General features: G+C 66.0%; 16 protein-coding genes. 4 read left to right on the plus strand and 12 right to left on the minus strand.

Going from position 1 to position 14,723, the window contains the following annotated elements:
- Positions 1-139: 139 nt before the first annotated feature.
- Genes AAG799_RS18805 through AAG799_RS18815 form a run of 3 tightly spaced genes read right to left on the minus strand, consistent with a single transcriptional unit; the run spans position 140 to position 2,660 of the window.
- Positions 140-1,120 (minus strand): aldo/keto reductase, encoded by a 981-nt coding sequence (locus AAG799_RS18805; RefSeq protein WP_341898340.1) that lies wholly within the window; start codon positions 1,118-1,120, stop codon positions 140-142.
- A gap of 11 nt (positions 1,121-1,131) precedes the next feature.
- A complete protein-coding gene (locus tag AAG799_RS18810; RefSeq protein WP_341898342.1) occupies positions 1,132-1,755 on the minus strand; it encodes a gamma-glutamylcyclotransferase in 624 nt (207 codons plus the stop codon).
- Positions 1,752-2,660, minus strand: a complete 909-nt coding sequence (locus tag AAG799_RS18815) for a DMT family transporter (RefSeq protein WP_341898343.1) — start codon at positions 2,658-2,660, stop codon at positions 1,752-1,754. The genes AAG799_RS18810 and AAG799_RS18815 overlap by 4 nt, the downstream gene beginning before the upstream one ends.
- 117 nt (positions 2,661-2,777) lie before the next feature.
- Between AAG799_RS18815 and AAG799_RS18820 the strand changes: the two genes are divergently transcribed.
- Positions 2,778-3,788: a DUF2125 domain-containing protein gene (locus tag AAG799_RS18820; protein ID WP_341898345.1), complete on the plus strand. Its 1,011-nt coding sequence runs from the start codon at positions 2,778-2,780 to the stop codon at positions 3,786-3,788.
- Here the strand turns inward: AAG799_RS18820 and AAG799_RS18825 are convergent.
- Genes AAG799_RS18825 through AAG799_RS18835 form a run of 3 tightly spaced genes read right to left on the minus strand, consistent with a single transcriptional unit; the run spans position 3,757 to position 6,722 of the window.
- The gene (locus AAG799_RS18825; protein WP_341898347.1) at positions 3,757-4,719 is read right to left on the minus strand and encodes a prephenate/arogenate dehydrogenase family protein; all 963 of its coding nucleotides are present in this window, start codon (positions 4,717-4,719) and stop codon (positions 3,757-3,759) included. The genes AAG799_RS18820 and AAG799_RS18825 overlap by 32 nt on opposite strands.
- Positions 4,720-4,727: 8 nt before the next feature.
- Positions 4,728-5,816, minus strand: a complete 1,089-nt coding sequence (gene hisC, locus AAG799_RS18830; protein WP_341898348.1) for a histidinol-phosphate transaminase — start codon at positions 5,814-5,816, stop codon at positions 4,728-4,730.
- A 36-nt stretch (positions 5,817-5,852) separates the two neighbouring features.
- Positions 5,853-6,722: a chorismate mutase gene (locus tag AAG799_RS18835; RefSeq protein WP_341898350.1), complete on the minus strand. Its 870-nt coding sequence runs from the start codon at positions 6,720-6,722 to the stop codon at positions 5,853-5,855.
- Positions 6,723-6,967: 245 nt separating this feature from the next.
- On the opposite strand from AAG799_RS18835, the gene AAG799_RS18840 reads away from it, so the two are divergent.
- Positions 6,968-8,143, plus strand: a complete 1,176-nt coding sequence (locus AAG799_RS18840; RefSeq protein ID WP_341898352.1) for a homoserine O-acetyltransferase — start codon at positions 6,968-6,970, stop codon at positions 8,141-8,143.
- The gene (metW, locus tag AAG799_RS18845; RefSeq protein WP_341898353.1) at positions 8,140-8,775 is read left to right on the plus strand and encodes a methionine biosynthesis protein MetW; all 636 of its coding nucleotides are present in this window, start codon (positions 8,140-8,142) and stop codon (positions 8,773-8,775) included. The genes AAG799_RS18840 and metW overlap by 4 nt, the downstream gene beginning before the upstream one ends.
- Here metW and AAG799_RS18850 read toward each other — a convergent pair.
- Complete coding sequence (locus AAG799_RS18850) at positions 8,772-9,521, minus strand: methyltransferase domain-containing protein (protein ID WP_341898354.1); 750 nt, start codon at positions 9,519-9,521, stop codon at positions 8,772-8,774. The two genes, metW and AAG799_RS18850, sit on opposite strands and share 4 nt — an antisense overlap.
- A gap of 43 nt (positions 9,522-9,564) precedes the next feature.
- Between AAG799_RS18850 and gloB the strand changes: the two genes are divergently transcribed.
- On the plus strand, positions 9,565-10,338 hold the full coding sequence (gene gloB, locus AAG799_RS18855; protein ID WP_341898355.1) for a hydroxyacylglutathione hydrolase: 774 nt from the start codon (positions 9,565-9,567) through the stop codon (positions 10,336-10,338).
- On the opposite strand, the gene AAG799_RS18860 is transcribed toward gloB, so the two are convergent.
- The 5 genes from AAG799_RS18860 to AAG799_RS18880 all read right to left on the minus strand — a co-directional run bounded on the left by AAG799_RS18860 (position 10,328) and on the right by AAG799_RS18880 (position 14,669).
- On the minus strand, positions 10,328-11,104 hold the full coding sequence (locus tag AAG799_RS18860; RefSeq protein WP_341898356.1) for a transporter substrate-binding domain-containing protein: 777 nt from the start codon (positions 11,102-11,104) through the stop codon (positions 10,328-10,330). The genes gloB and AAG799_RS18860 overlap by 11 nt on opposite strands.
- Positions 11,105-11,137: 33 nt before the next feature.
- Positions 11,138-11,908 carry a transporter substrate-binding domain-containing protein gene (locus tag AAG799_RS18865; protein ID WP_341898357.1) on the minus strand — a complete coding sequence of 257 codons (771 nt, stop codon included), beginning with the start codon at positions 11,906-11,908 and terminating at the stop codon, positions 11,138-11,140.
- A gap of 62 nt (positions 11,909-11,970) precedes the next feature.
- Complete coding sequence (gene recR / locus AAG799_RS18870) at positions 11,971-12,564, minus strand: recombination mediator RecR (protein WP_341898358.1); 594 nt, start codon at positions 12,562-12,564, stop codon at positions 11,971-11,973.
- Between the two features lie 11 nt (positions 12,565-12,575).
- A complete protein-coding gene (locus AAG799_RS18875; protein ID WP_341898359.1) occupies positions 12,576-12,899 on the minus strand; it encodes a YbaB/EbfC family nucleoid-associated protein in 324 nt (107 codons plus the stop codon).
- Positions 12,900-12,917: 18 nt separating this feature from the next.
- The gene (locus tag AAG799_RS18880) at positions 12,918-14,669 is read right to left on the minus strand and encodes a DNA polymerase III subunit gamma/tau (protein WP_341898360.1); all 1,752 of its coding nucleotides are present in this window, start codon (positions 14,667-14,669) and stop codon (positions 12,918-12,920) included.
- Positions 14,670-14,723: the final 54 nt, after the last annotated feature.

Raw genomic sequence — 14,723 nt, forward strand, 5'->3', positions numbered from 1 at the left:
GGCGGCTTCAAACTGAAAAGACGTCATGCTCGGGCTTGTCCCGAGCATCCATCTGCGCGTTCCGCTGCGCGGATGGTTGGGATGGACCCTCGGGACAAGCCCGAGGGTGACGGTCTGTTTGAGACCACGCCGGGTGACCTTACGAATGCCCCAGCACCGGATGCGGCTGGTAGGGCTCTTCCAGCGCATTGATCTCCTCGGCCGTCAGCGTCACCGCCAGCGCACCGAGCGCATCGTCGAGCTGATACATCTTGCTGGCGCCGATGATCGGCGCGGTCACCACCGGCTTTGAGAGAATCCAGGCCAGCGCCATCTGCGCCGGCTTGATGCCGCGCGCTTCTGCCAGTGAAGACACGCGTTCGGCGATGGTGAAATCACCGGGCTGGTAATACATGCGCTGGGCGATGTCGTCGGTCTTGGCGCGCTCGGTCTCGCCCCAGCCCTGCTTGACCCGGCCGCCGGCGAGAAAACCACGCGCCAGCGGCGACCACGGGATCACGCCAATGCCCATCTTCGCGCAGAGCGGCAGCATCTCGCGCTCTTCCTCGCGATAGACCAGGTTATAGTGATTCTGCATGGTGACGAATTTCGCCCAGCCGTTCTGTGACTGGCGATGCAGCGCATCCATGAACTGCCAGGCAAACATCGAGGAGGCGCCGATATAGCGCGCCTTGCCGGCCTTCACCACATCGCTGAGCGCCTCCAGGGTTTCCTCAATCGGGGTTTCCGGGTCGTAGCGGTGGATCTGGTAGAGATCGACATGATCCATGCCGAGCCGGCGCAGGCTGTCGTCGATCGCCTGCAGGATATGCTTGCGCGACAGGCCGCGCTGGTTCGCATGCGGCCCCATCGGGTTGAACACCTTGGTGGCGACCACGATCTCGTCGCGCTTCGCATACTTTTTCAGCATGCGCCCGGTGATCTCCTCGCTCACGCCGATGGAATAGACATCCGCCGTGTCGAAGAAATTGATCCCGGCTTCCACCGCGCGGCGGAAGAACGGCTCGGACTCGGGCTCCGGCAGCACCCAGCTGCGCCATTTCGGGTCGCCATAGGTCATGCAGCCAAGGCAGAGTTTCGAAACCTTCACGCCGGTCTGTCCGAGCCGAACCATATCCATGACGATCTCCTTTAAATATCCGGGCAGCGTTTCTTCACGGCCTTGAGCAGGCGGTGCAGGGGCCCGTCGCCGATCCCCAGGTCATCCAGATGCCGCACCGTATTGGCCAGATAGACCGCATTGGGGCCGCGCGCACCGCAGCAGGTGGCAATCGTGTCGATCACCTGTCTCTCGCTCAGATAGCCCGCATACTGCTTGTGATGCGGATCGGCGACGAAGGCCAGCACCGGCACACGTTCGCCGTTTTCCATCGCCGCCAGATGAAAGCCCGGGCGATAGACGCCGGTGACCATCTCGCGGCGATAGAGGTAATCGATCACGGCGGTTTCATCACCGCGCTTCACCCGGAAGGCCCGCCCGGTGCAGGAGCCGCCGGGCATCAGGCCCAGCACCAGGCCGGGTTTCTGCGGCGTGCCGCGATAGCGGTGCGACCAGACGCAGAAGCCGCGATGGAAGCCCCAGAGCCGCGCCGACATCGCCCTGGTATGCGGAAAGCCCGGATCCCACATCAGCGAACCGTAGCCGAAGACCCACAAGGGCTGCCCGCGTTCGGGCCGGATCTGCGGGAAGGCAGGCGCTGTCTCGCCGGGTAGCGGCTCTTCGTGATCGAAGGGAATATGCCGCCGTTTCGTCATGCCGCTTTCTTCGGGGCGATGTTGACCAGCGCGACACCCAGCATGGTGGCGGCCATGCCGATAAGCGCCAGCAGGCTGAGCTGTTCGCCGAACAGCGGCCAGGCCACCAGCGCGGTGCAGGGCGGCACCAGGAAGAACAGGCTGGAGACTTTCGAGGCGGCGCCACGGCGGATCAGCAGGAACAGCAAGGTGATGGCGCCGAGCGACAGCACGATGCAAAGCCAGCCGAGTGCAAAGAGGAATTCGCCGGTCCACTGCACCTGCCGGGTCTCGAACAGCAAGGCGAAGGGCACCAGCACCACGGTGGTGGCGGCGAACTGGATCGCCGTGCCGCTGCGCAAATCGATGCCGGGGCAATAGCGTTTCTGGTACAGCGTGCCGAGCGTGATGCCGACCAGCGCGATCACCGACAGCGCATAGCCCCAGGGCGTGCCGATGCCGATGCCGAGCTTGGTCCAGACCACCAGGATGACACCGCCCAGACCCAGCACCAGACCGAGCCACTGGCGCCTGGTCACCGTCTCGCCCAGCACGGGGCCGGCGGCGGCGGCCACCAGCAGCGGCTGGATGCCGACGATCAGCGCCGAGATGCCCGCCGGTACGCCATGATAGATCGAGGCGAAGACGCCACCGAGATAGACGGCCTGCAGCAAAAGCCCCGCCATGGCGATATGGCCGGCCTCGCGCCAGCTTTTCGGCCAGGGCGCCGACGTCAGCCCGGCGAAGACACAGAGCAGCACGGTGACAATGGCAAAACGCAGCACCAGAAAGGTCATCGGCTCGGCATAGGGCAGGCCGAATTTGGCGCCGATGAAGCCGGTCGACCACAGCAGCACGAAGACGCCGGGCATGGCGGCGATGGCCCAACTGCTGAGAGGGGTGGAGCGCGAAACGGAATCAGGCATGGCGGGTGATGACATCGGCGAGCGGAAAGACGCGTTTCGATCACTATTCACTGGATGACCAGCTATGGCAAGCCAAGCCCCCTGACAAGTGCAGGCCTGCCTGCTATATGAAGGCGCATGCGCTATCTGGTTCTGGTCGGTCTGATTGTCGGTGGCCTGCTCGGCTACTACGTGCTGTGGTCGCATATGATCGATCAGGTGTCGGTGCAGGCCAATGCCTGGATCGAGGGCCAGCGCCGCCAGGGCCGCGACGTCAGCTACGAACACCAGCGGCTGTGGGGCTTCCCCTATCGCCTGTCGCTGACCCTGACCAAGCCGCGCTGGATCGATGCGCAAAATCCCGCCGGCTGGCGCCTGGAGGCCGACGAGATCACCGCCCATCTGCAGCTCTGGGACCTGCATCATGTGATTTTCGACCTGCCCGGCAGCCAGCGCATCGGCTGGCGCGAGGGCGGCGCCGAGCGGCAGGCGAGCATCGTCACCGAACGGTTCCGCGCCAGCCTGGTGGCCGATGGCGCCGGCAACTGGCTGCGCATCGCCGCCGACCTGCTCAAACCGGAGTTCAGCGGCGCGCTGAACGCGTGGTCGGCCGACAAGCTGCTGCTGCATGTCCGCCGCGCCGGCAATGTGCCGCCCAGCCTGGATCTCGCCGTGCAGGCCGACGACCTGGTGCTGCCGCCCGCCGCCGACGGGCCGCTCGGCCGCGAGATCGCGCATCTGCGGCTGGTCGGCAATGCGCGCGGCAGCCTCTATGGCCGCAGCCTGGAGGAAATGCTCGGCTCATGGCGCGATTCCGGCGGCATCGTTGATCTCAGCACCATCGCACTGGAATGGAGCAACCTGCATCTGGATGGCGATGGTTCGCTGAGCCTGGACAAGCAGTTCCGCCCGCTGGGCGCCATGGGCGGCAAGATGCGCAATGCCGATGCCGCCATCGACGCGCTGGTCGCCGCCGGCAAAATGCGCAGCCAGGATGCGGCGCCCACCAAGGCCGCCATCGCCCTGTTGTCGCAGCGCGACGAGAAGGGTGTTGCCTATCTGCCGGTGCCGGTGACGGCACAGGACGGCAAGCTGTTCCTCGGCCCGGCGGCGCTGTTCAGCCTGCCTTCGGTTTTGCCGGGTCAGTAACTGCCGCTGTCCCCGTCTGGGCGCTGCGGCCGAAATCGGGCGCCGCGGTTTCCTGGCCGGCATCGATGATGGCGCGACGGATCGTGCGGGTGCGGGTGAACAGGTTGAACAGCTGCTCGCCCTCGCCCCAGCGGATCGAGCGCTGCAGCGCGATCAGATCCTCGGTGAAACGCCCCAGCATCTCGAGCACGGCTTCCTTGTTGTTGAGGAAGACGTCGCGCCACATGGTGGGGTCGGAGGCGGCGATGCGGGTGAAATCGCGGAAGCCGCCGGCAGAATACTTGATCACTTCCGATTCAGTGACGGCTTCCAGGTCATCGGCGGTGCCGACGATATTGTAGGCGATCAGATGCGGCACATGGCTGGTGATCGCCAGCACCAGATCATGGTGGCGCGGCTCCATCAGTTCGACCTTGCTGCCGAACGCGCCCCAAAGCGCCTTCATCTTCTCGACCGCCGCCGCATCGGTGCCGGCTTCCGGCGTCAGGATGCACCAGCGGTTCTGGAACAGCGCGGCAAAGCCGGCCTTCGGCCCGGAATGTTCGGTACCGGCCACCGGATGACCAGGCACCAGATGCACGCCCTTGGGCAGATGCGGCGCCACATCGCGGATCACCGCCTGCTTGCACGACCCGACATCGGAGACGATGGCGCCGGCCTTCAGCGCCGGGGCGATATGCCGGGCCACCGCGGCATTGGCGCCGAGCGGCACGCAGAGCATCACCAGATCGGCGTCTTGGGCGGCCTCGGCGGCATCGCCATGCACGCTGTCGCCCAGCTTGAGCGCGGCGGCTTCGCTGCGATGGGCCTCGGAGGCATCGGCGATGGCGATATGCCGGGCCAGGCCCTGCGCACGCACCGCATGCGCAATGGAGGAACCGATCAGGCCGATGCCGATGATGGCAATACGGTCGAAGAGCGGCTTCGCCATGATATGGCTCAGCCCTGCATGAAGGCAGTGAGCGCGGCGATCACCATGTCGTCTTCCTCCACCGTGCCGATCGACAGGCGCAGGCAGTCCGGCAGGCCGTAGCCACCCATGCCGCGCAGGATCAGGCCCTTTTTGCGCAGCGCCGCATCGGCGCCCTTGACCTGCTCGGCGCCGCCAGGGAAACGCATCAGCAGGAAATTCGCCACGCTGGGCACCACTTTGATGCCGAGTTTTTCCAGGGCAGTGCGCACGCGCACCAGTTCGGCATCGTTATGGGCGCGGCTCTTGTCGAGCCATTCGGTATCGCCCAGCGCTGCCGCGCCAGCGGCCTGGGCCGCGGCATTGACGTTGAAAGGCCCGCGCACGCGGTTCAGCACCGCCACCACATTGGCCGGCGCATAGGCCCAGCCCAGCCGCAGCGCGGCCAGGCCATAGATCTTGGAAAACGTGCGCAGCACCATGGTGTCGTCGCGCTCGGCCACCAGTTCCATGCCGTTGGAATAGTCGTTGCGGCTGACATATTCGGCATAGGCCGCATCGACCACCAGCAGCACGCCGGCCGGCAGGCCCTCGCGCAGGCGGCGCAGCTCGGCAGCCGAAATGTAGGTGCCGGTCGGATTGTTCGGATTGGTGAGGAACACCACCTTGGTCTTCGGCGTGACGGCGGCGAGCAGCGCATCGACATCGGCGGTGAAGTTCTTTTCTGGCGCCACCACCGGCGTCGCCCCGCGCGCCATCGTGGCGATCGGATACATCATGAAGCCGTATTGCGAATAGACCACCTCGTCGCCCGGCCCGACATAGGCGGCGCAGATCAGCGAGATCATCTCGTCCGAGCCATTCGAGCAGACGATATTGTCGACCGGGATACCGTATTGCGCCGCCAGCGCCTCGCGCAGGGTTTCGACGCCGCCATCGGGATAGCGATGCAGTTCGGTGGCGAGCTTCTGGAACACCGCCATCGCCTTTGGGCTCGGGCCCATCGGCGTTTCATTGGAGGAGAGCTTGTGCACCCTGGTGACGCCCGGCACGGCTGCTTCGCCACCCTTGTAGGGGGCAATGTCGAGAATTCCGGGTTGCGGCTTGGGCGCAGTCACAGCAGTCACTCCTTGAAGCGAATAATCGGCGTTACCTTACTCGGTTTCGGCCGGCAGCGGCACGGCATAGGCGCCCACCACCACCGCATCGGCGATCTGGGACGGATCGGCGGCGGTCAATGCGGCCAGCCGGGCATCGTCCTGGGTGATGAAGCCGGGCAGCTCGACCATGACGCGGGCGCCTTCGTCGCGACGATACTGCGCCACCACCTGGCCATCCAGCCCCACCTGGCCCAGCAGGGTGGAGAGCCGCGCCACGCTGGGCGAGGCTTCGTTCATCTGCAGCACCAGCAGCGTGCGGTCGTCACCCGATTCCTCGGGCGGCGAAGCGGCGACGACATAGGCCCCCAGCTCGGCGAAGCGGCCGCGCGGGTTGGGCACGAAGGGCAGGCGGGCAACAATGCGGGGGGTGTCGGGAGAGCGGCTGGCCAGCAGGGGCCACCACACCTCCTTTTCGCCCTCTTCGGGCATCGCCAGGATGCCCAGCGTCGCCGGCTGCGACAGGGCGCGAAGCACGGCGCTGGCCGTGGTGCAGAGCTGCATCGGCGTGGTCGAACCGTAGAAGTCGCGGGCCAGATCCCAGCGTGCGGCCGACTTGTTCGGCGCATGCACCGCCACCTTCACCGGGGCCTGGAAGCGGTAGAGCGAGGAAATCAGTTCGCGCCAGATGCGGGTCAGCGCCGCCAGCGGCAGGCCGCCGTGCGGGCGCCCGGTCAGCCGGCGCAGGATCTGGGCCTCGCGGCCCGGCCGCAGGAAACCGGCAGGCCCCTGCTGCGCTTCGCGGTCCTTGGCGCCGGCGACACGCTGCACGGCTTCGGCACGACGACGCAGCAGATCAAGGATCTGGTCGTCCAGCACATCGATGTCGCGCCGCAGGTCGGCGAGGCTTGGAATATGGTCACTCATGGGGATGACTGGTCAAAAAATGCTGCATAGTCATAGGGTCAGCCGGTCCGGCCCGCAAGGCCGAGGGCTCACCCGGGCGTGATCGACCGGGCCATCACAGGGGCAATTCAGCCGTTGACAGGGGGGCCGGGGGTCCGTAAGCACGGGTTCCCGCGCCGGACAGGGTCCCGGCCCGGGTTCCGACGCCCGGTTTGGTGCGCCGGAAAGCACCCGCTCCAAGCCCTGTAGGATATTTACGGCTGCCTATGAGTGCCGCGCACCCCCCCTTGCATAGCCTCGATCCCATTGGCCCTGGACACCGGGTGACCCTGGGTGAAACCCTGCCGCTGAAGCTGGATTGCGGGCTCGATCTCGGCCCGTTCCAGATCGCCTACACCACCTATGGCCGACTGAATGCCGACAAGTCGAATGCGGTGCTGATCTGCCATGCGCTGACCGGCGACCAGCATGTGGCCAACATCAACCCGATCACCGGCAAGCCCGGCTGGTGGGTCACCATGGTCGGCCCCGGCAAGGTGATCGATACCGACCGCTTTTTCGTCATCTGCACCAATGTGCTGGGCGGCTGCATGGGCTCGTCGGGCCCCAAGGATGCCGATCCCGCCGATGGCCAGCCCTATGGCCTGAAATTCCCGGTCATCACCATCCGCGACATGGTGAATGCCCAGGCCATGCTGCTGGACCATCTGGGCATCCACCAGCTGTTCTGCGTGATCGGCGGCTCAATGGGCGGCATGCAGGTGCTGCAATGGGCGGCGAGCTATCCCGAGCGCGTGTTTGCGGCGATCCCGATTGCCTGTGCCGCCAAGCATTCGGCACAGAATATCGCCTTCCATGAAGTGGGCCGCCAGGCGATCTATGCCGATCCGCAATGGCACAAGGGCGACTATTTCGCGCAGGCCACCATCCCGCGCGCCGGCCTGGCCGTGGCGCGCATGGCCGCCCATATCACCTATCTGTCGGAAGCCGCATTACACCGCAAGTTCGGCCGCAACCTGCAGAATCGCGAACGCATCACCTATGGCTTCGAGACCGAATTCCAGGTCGAGAGCTATCTGCTGCACCAGGGCTCCAGCTTCGTCGAACGCTTTGACGCCAACTCCTATCTCTACATCACCCGCGCGATGGACTATTTCGACCTGGCCGGCCAGGCCGGCGGCAACCTCGCCAATGTATTCCAGGGCACGCGGACGAAATTCTGCGTGGTGTCCTTCACCTCCGACTGGCTGTTCCCCACCTCGGAGAACAAGGAAATCGTGCGCGCGCTGAATGCGGCGGCGGCCAATGTCAGCTTCGTGGAAATCGAAACCGACAAGGGCCACGACGCCTTCCTGCTGGATGAACCGGTGATGTTTGCCACGCTGAAGGGCTTCATCGACGGCTGCGCCGAACAGCGCGGCCTCAACGGGGCACGCGCATGACCGAAGCACGCATACCGGCTGCAGCCGGCCACAAGGATATCCGCCGCGACCTGCTGATGATCGCCGAGATGGTGACTCCGGGCAGCCGGCTGCTGGATGTCGGCTGCGGCGACGGCAGCCTGCTGGAATATCTGGCCAGCGAGAAACAGGTCGATGGCCGCGGCATCGAAATCCGCCAGAGCGGCGTGAATGCCTGCGTGGCGCGTGGCCTTTCGGTGATCCAGGGCGATGCCGACAGCGACCTGCCGGACTACCCCGATGCCGCCTTCGATTACGTGGTGCTGAGCCTGACGCTGCAGGCGACCCGCAATCCGCGCAAGGTGCTGCATGAAATGCTGCGCATCGGCCGGCGCGCCATCGTGTCGTTTCCCAATTTCGCCTATTGGCGCGTGCGCATGCAGCTGCTGCTGGGCGGCCGCATGCCGATGACGGCGGCGCTGGACGATCCGTGGTACGAGACGCAGAACATCCACCTGTGCACGATTGCCGATTTCGACGAGCTGTGCGCGCGTGACGGGTTCGTGGTGGAACAGCGCATCGCCGTGAATGGCGAAGGCAAACGGCTGCAGAACGCGCCGGCCAACTGGTTTGGCGCCCAGGCTGTGTACCTGCTGCGCCGGCGCGGCGCCTAGTCGTCCTCGGCGCGATGGGCGCCGATTGAATTCACCGGCCTGAACACGAACTGCTTCTGCCTGCCCTTCACGGCACGCGCCGGCACGCCGGCATAGACCTGCTTCTCGGCCTCGACCAGCAGCACGCCGGAGAAGCGGTTCCACAGCATCTCGCCCGCCTTCTCCCAGGCATTCACCGCCTTGATGACAAAGGCGCGGTCGGATGGCGGCAGCCAGAGTGCTGCCTGCGACGCGGTGGGTGAGAAGAGTGAGTCGCGCATCAGGCGGGTAAGCTGCGGCGGCGTGTAAGGATGCCCCTGGCCGAACGGCGTGGCATCGATATGGGCCCAGATGCCACGGCGGTTCGGCACCACGGCGAGCAGACGGCCCTGCGGCGTCAGCACGCGCCACACCTCGCGCAGCAGCACCCGCACGTTTTCGGAATTTTCAAGCGCATGCAGCAGCAGCAGGCGATCGACGCTCGCATCGGGCAGCGGCAGGTCGTCCTCGTCCACCAGCATGACGCGGCCGGGCAGGCCGCGCGGCCAGCGCACCACACCCTGCGGGCCCGGCATGGCCGCCAGCACGCGGTCGGCCTCGCCCTCGAAAATCCGCAGATATGGCGTGGCATAGCCCAGGCCCAGCACCGTCATGCCCTTCACATCGGGCCAGAGCGCGCGCAGGCGCAGGCGCAGCAGGCGGCGCGCCGCCCGCCCCAGAGGGTTAGCGTAAAATTCGCGCAGATCGATGATGTCGGGTCGCAGCATCGCGCTATATTACCTGTTCCTGCGTTTGTTGGTAGAGAGCACCATGCCCCTCGACATCGTCCAGATTCCGGTTTTGAACGACAATTACGTCTATCTGATGCGCGAACCGCAATCGGGTGCCGTCGGCGTGGTCGATCCCGCCGTGCATGAGCCGGTGCTGGCCGAGCTGAACAAGCGCGGCTGGACGCTGACCCATATCTTCAACACCCATCATCATCCCGACCATGTGGGCGGCAATATGGCGCTGAAGGAGGCCACCGGCTGCAAGATCATCGGGCCGGAAGCCGATGCCGAACGCATCCCGGGCCTCGACATCGCCGTGGCCGACAACGAGGGCATCAATCTGGGCCAGGAGACGGCCCGGGTGTTCGACGTGCCGGGCCATACGCGCGGCCATATCGCCTACTGGTTCGCCAAGAGCCAGGCGTTGTTCTGCGGCGACACGCTGTTTGCGCTGGGCTGCGGCCGGCTGTTCGAGGGCACCCCGGCGCAGATGTGGGCCAGCCTGTCGAAGCTGCGCGCCCTGCCCGACGACACCCGCGTCTACTGCGCCCATGAATATACCGAATCAAATGCACGCTTTGCCGTCACCGTTGAACCGGGCAATGCCGCGCTGCTGGCGCGCTATGACACCATCAAGGCCCTGCGCGCCGCCGGCAAGCCCACGGTGCCCTCCTCACTGGGTGAGGAAAAGGCGACCAACCCCTTCCTGCGTCCGATGAGCGCGAACCTGCGCGCCACGCTGGGGCTGCAGGCCGCCGACGATGTGGCGGTGTTTGCCGAGACGCGCAAGCGCAAGGACAGTTTCAGGGGCTAGCCAGGTAAACCGGCGTCAGCTCGTTGTAGGTGGCATCGCGCAGGGCGCCGATGCGCTGCCACAGTTGTTCGGTGAAATCCCGGTTGGCGGCATAGAAACGCTGCGAGACCGGCACGTGGAAATCCTCGACCAGCACCGGCGGTGACAGTTTCTCGATGCGGCCGCCGCCCTGCTCCGCCATCTGGCGATCCCCCAGGATATCGAGGATCACCACCGCGTCGACGCGGCCAAGCGCCAGCATGCCAAACATCTGTCCGCTGCTTTCGATGCGAACGATCTCGATGCCCTGGGCCAGCAGTGTCTCGGAAACCAGCTGGGTGCCGCTGACCGCCACCGGCGTCTGCAGGCCGCCAATATGCAGCCCGTCCCAGGAGATCGCACTGCCCTGCCGGCGGTAGAGCGAATGCGCCAGCCGCGCCGCATGCCGGGCGGTGTCGGGCATGCCGTTGCGCATCGGGAAGGCCAGGTCGCGCGCCCGGTCCTGGGAATAGCGGAAACCGAGAATGCCATCCTGCCGCCCGGCCTTGACCTCTTCCATCATGCGCCGCGCCGGCAGGCGCGTAAGCCGCAGGCTGGCGCCGAGTCGGCTGGCGGCGCGCTGCACCAGTTCGACCGCGATGCCGGGCTGCGCGGGAACAACCGTGCCGGTGCCGGCCAGATAGGGCCGCGTATCCTGGTCGGTATAAACCAGCCGCAATTCCAGCGCATGCGCCGGCACCGGCGGCAGCAGCAAGGCCAGCACAATGGCTAGAATCGACAGTATCATCGACCCAGTGTAGCCCAGGGACGGCAGCCGGAGCTAGAACAGGTAGCCGGGTGTCAGTTCGGCATAGGTGGCATCGCGCGACTCGCCCAGCACCTGCCACAAACGTTCTGTGAAGTCGCGATTGGCGGCATAGAAGGCCTGCGACACCGGAACGTAGAATTCCTCGGCCACCAGCGGTGGCGACAGTTTCTCGACCTGCCGGTTGTCCTGCTCGCGCAGCAGGCGGTCGCCCGCGATATCCAGCGTCACCAGTGCATCGACGCGGCCGAGCGCCAGCATGCCGAACATCTGCGCGTTGTTTTCCACGCGCACGATATCCACACCGCGCGATTGCAGCGTATCGGCGATCAGCGCCGATGCGGTAACCGCCACCGGATTATTCAGGCCCGTGAGACTGTGGCCATCCCAGCTGATCGCATCGCCCTGCCGGCGATAGATCGAATAGGCCAGCGGTACGACATGGCGGCTGGAATCGAGGCCGCCGCCGCGCATCGGATAGACCAGATCCACGGCGCGATCAGCGGCGTAGCGATAGCCCAGGATGCCATCCTGCCGGCCGGCCCTGACCTCCTCGATCAGGCGGCGCAGCGGCATGCGGGTGAGTTGCAGCGTGCCGCCGACCCGCTTGATGCAGCGCTGCAGCAGTTCGACCGCCATGCCAGGCCGGGCCGGCACGGTGGCGCCCTCGCCGGTCAGGAAAGGCCGCAGTTCCAGATCGATATAGCCCAGCCGCAGATCGGCCGCCCGGGCAGCGGGAGCCAGGGCGACGAAGCTTAACAGGGCGAGAATGCAGACTGCCTTCATACCCGCCAGCCTAGCGCGGCGCGGCGATCCGGGACAGTGACCTTTACAGCGGGCGGGCTTGCCTAAAGCGGGCGACGCGCCTTCAGCGCGGCGCCCAGGGTACCGTCGTCGAGATAATCCAATTCACCGCCGACCGGCACGCCATGGGCCAGGCGGCTGATCTGCACATTCAGGGCGGCTAGGCGGTCGGTGATGTAATGCGCCGTGGTCTGGCCCTCCACCGTGGCATTGGTGGCGATGATCACTTCACGGACTTTCCCGCCCTGCACACGGCCGATCAGGCCATCGACATTGAGATCGGCGGGGCCGACGCCGTCCAAAGCGGAAAGCGTGCCGCCCAGAACATGGTAGCGGCCGCGGAACACGCTGGCGCGTTCCAGCGCCCAGAGATCGGCCACGCTTTCCACCACGCAGAGCAGGGTTTCGTCGCGGCGCGGATCGGTGCAGATGGCGCAGGGGTCGCGGCTGTCGAGATTGCCGCAGGTGCTGCAGGCATGCACATTCTCGCCGACCTCTTTCAGGGTGGCGGCCAGCGGCACCAGCAGCACATCTTTTTTCTTCAGCAGATGCAGCACGGCGCGCCGCGCCGAGCGCGGGCCAAGGCCGGGCAGTCGCGCCAGCAGCTGGATCAGCCGCTCGATCTCCGGACCGGCCATGGATCAGGGACTCAGAAGGGCAGTTTCATGCCCGGCGGCAGCGGCATGCCGGCGGTGAGCTTCTGCATCTGCTCGGCCATTTCGCGCTCGACGCGACCCTTGGCATCGGCATGGGCGGCCTTGATCAGGTCTTCCAGCACTTCGCGCTCGTCTTCCTTCATCAGCGCCGGATCGATCCTGATGGCTTTCAGCTCGCTCTTGCCGTTCAGCGTCACCGTGACCATGCCGCCGCCGGCCGCGCCCTGTACCTCGCGCGCCTCCAGCTCGGCCTGCATCTCCTGCATCTTCTGCTGCATGGCCTGGGCCTGTTTCAGCATGTTGCCGAGATTCTTCATGGCGGACTCCTTAAACGCTCAATCGAGTTCATCAAGCGGATCGACATCGTCGGTGGCATAGCCATCTGCCGCCTCGTCCGCAGCCGGTTCGGCCTCGACCACCTCGGGCACCAGTTCGCGCACGTCGTCCAGCGCGGCGCCGGGGAAGGTGGTGAGCACGGCCTGCACCAGCGGATGCGCCTGGGCATGGGCGCGGCGCTGGCTGTCCTGCGCCTGCTCCTGCTCGGCCAGCGTCGGCTCGCCCGGCAGCTTGCTGAGAGAAACCATCCAGCGCTGGCCGGTCCAGGCTTTCAGTTTCTCGATCAGGCGGCTGGGCAGATCGTGATGGGCGCCCGGATTGAGCCGCAGTTCGATGCGGCCGGCCTCGAAGCTGACCAGATGCACATCATTGACCAGTTCGCCGGCCAGCATGCCTTCGCGCATCTCTTTGCACAGGGCGACCACGGCAGAGAAATTCGCCGGCATGGCGGCGAGCGCCACGGTTTCGCCCGGCTGCGGCTGCGGAGTTGCCATCGCACGCGGCTGGGCCGCCACCGCGAGGCCTGCACTGGCACCGCCACCATTGCCGCCGCCCGTGGGCCGCGACGACGGCGCGGCAACGCCGGGGCCGCCCTTGTCTTTCCATTCTTTCGCCAGATCGGCCGGGCTGGGCAGATCGGCGGCATAGGCAAAGCGCACCAGCACCATTTCGGCGGCCGCCAGCGGCACCGGCGCGGCGCGCACCTCCTGCAGACCTTTCAGCAGCATCTGCCAGCTGCGCGCCAGCACCGGCATGCCGAGCTTGGCGGCCAGATCGCGGCCGCGATTGCGCTGGGTCTCCGGCAGGGTGACGTCATCGGGCGTGCCGCCAACCACCTTCACCCGTGTCAGCCAGTGGGTCAGTTCAAGCAGATCCTGCAGCACCACGGCGGGATCGGCGCCGACACGATACTGCGCCTGCAGATTTTCGAGAGCTTCAGGCAACTGCCCATGCAGCAACTGGTCGAGCAGCGCAAAAACCTGGCCGCGATCGGCCAGGCCCAGCATGTCGCGCACCAGATCGGCATTCACCTGGCCGGCGCCATGGGCGATCGCCTGGTCGAGCAACGACAGACCGTCGCGCACCGAGCCTTCGGCAGCACGGCTGATCAGGGTGAGCGCATCCTCGTCGATCTGGGCGCTTTCGGCCTCGGCAATGCGCTTGAAATGCGCGTTCAACACGGCGATCTCGACGCGCTTCAGATCGAAACGCTGGCAGCGCGACAGCACCGTGACCGGCACTTTGCGGATTTCAGTGGTGGCGAAGACGAATTTCACATGCGGCGGCGGCTCTTCCAGCGTCTTGAGCAGGCCGTTGAAGGCCGCCGTGGAGAGCATGTGCACTTCGTCGATGATGTAGATTTTGTAGCGCGCCATCGAGGGCGCATAGCGCACCGCCTCGATGATCTCGCGGATATCGCCGATGCCGGTGCGCGAGGCGGCGTCCATCTCAAAAACATCGGGATGCCGGTCTTCAGCGATGGCCTTGCAGTTGTCGCAGACGCCACAGGGCGAGATCGTCGGGCCGCCCTTGCCATCCGCGCCGGTGCAGTTCAGCGCACGCGCGATGATACGGGCGGTGGTGGTCTTGCCCACGCCGCGCACGCCGGTGAGGATGAAGGCCTGGGCGATACGCCCGGTGGCGATGGCATTGGTCAGGGTGCGAACCAGCGCATCCTGGCCGATCATCTCGGCGAAGTTGCTGGGGCGATATTTGCGCGCGAGAACGCGATAGGGCGCCGGCTGATTCATCCGTGTACCATGCCGTGCGCTGGGCGGAATTTAAAGAGGTGGGAGGCTGAACAA

The organism is Ferrovibrio terrae, assembly GCF_943371255.1.
Classification (GTDB): domain Bacteria; phylum Pseudomonadota; class Alphaproteobacteria; order Ferrovibrionales; family Ferrovibrionaceae; genus Ferrovibrio; species Ferrovibrio terrae_B.

Bases quoted from the DNA above. Each gene is read 5' to 3' on its own strand.
- AAG799_RS18805 (WP_341898340.1), bottom strand. From the start codon at position 1,120: ATGGATATGGTTCGGCTCGGACAGACCGGCGTGAAGGTTTCGAAACTC.
- AAG799_RS18810 (WP_341898342.1), bottom strand. From the start codon at position 1,755: ATGACGAAACGGCGGCATATTCCCTTCGATCACGAAGAGCCGCTACCC.
- AAG799_RS18815 (WP_341898343.1), bottom strand. From the start codon at position 2,660: ATGCCTGATTCCGTTTCGCGCTCCACCCCTCTCAGCAGTTGGGCCATC.
- AAG799_RS18820 (WP_341898345.1), top strand. From the start codon at position 2,778: ATGCGCTATCTGGTTCTGGTCGGTCTGATTGTCGGTGGCCTGCTCGGC.
- AAG799_RS18825 (WP_341898347.1), bottom strand. From the start codon at position 4,719: ATGGCGAAGCCGCTCTTCGACCGTATTGCCATCATCGGCATCGGCCTG.
- AAG799_RS18835 (WP_341898350.1), bottom strand. From the start codon at position 6,722: ATGAGTGACCATATTCCAAGCCTCGCCGACCTGCGGCGCGACATCGAT.
- AAG799_RS18840 (WP_341898352.1), top strand. From the start codon at position 6,968: ATGAGTGCCGCGCACCCCCCCTTGCATAGCCTCGATCCCATTGGCCCT.
- metW (WP_341898353.1), top strand. From the start codon at position 8,140: ATGACCGAAGCACGCATACCGGCTGCAGCCGGCCACAAGGATATCCGC.
- AAG799_RS18850 (WP_341898354.1), bottom strand. From the start codon at position 9,521: ATGCTGCGACCCGACATCATCGATCTGCGCGAATTTTACGCTAACCCT.
- gloB (WP_341898355.1), top strand. From the start codon at position 9,565: ATGCCCCTCGACATCGTCCAGATTCCGGTTTTGAACGACAATTACGTC.
- AAG799_RS18860 (WP_341898356.1), bottom strand. From the start codon at position 11,104: ATGATACTGTCGATTCTAGCCATTGTGCTGGCCTTGCTGCTGCCGCCG.
- AAG799_RS18865 (WP_341898357.1), bottom strand. From the start codon at position 11,908: ATGAAGGCAGTCTGCATTCTCGCCCTGTTAAGCTTCGTCGCCCTGGCT.
- recR (WP_341898358.1), bottom strand. From the start codon at position 12,564: ATGGCCGGTCCGGAGATCGAGCGGCTGATCCAGCTGCTGGCGCGACTG.
- AAG799_RS18875 (WP_341898359.1), bottom strand. From the start codon at position 12,899: ATGAAGAATCTCGGCAACATGCTGAAACAGGCCCAGGCCATGCAGCAG.
- AAG799_RS18880 (WP_341898360.1), bottom strand. From the start codon at position 14,669: ATGAATCAGCCGGCGCCCTATCGCGTTCTCGCGCGCAAATATCGCCCC.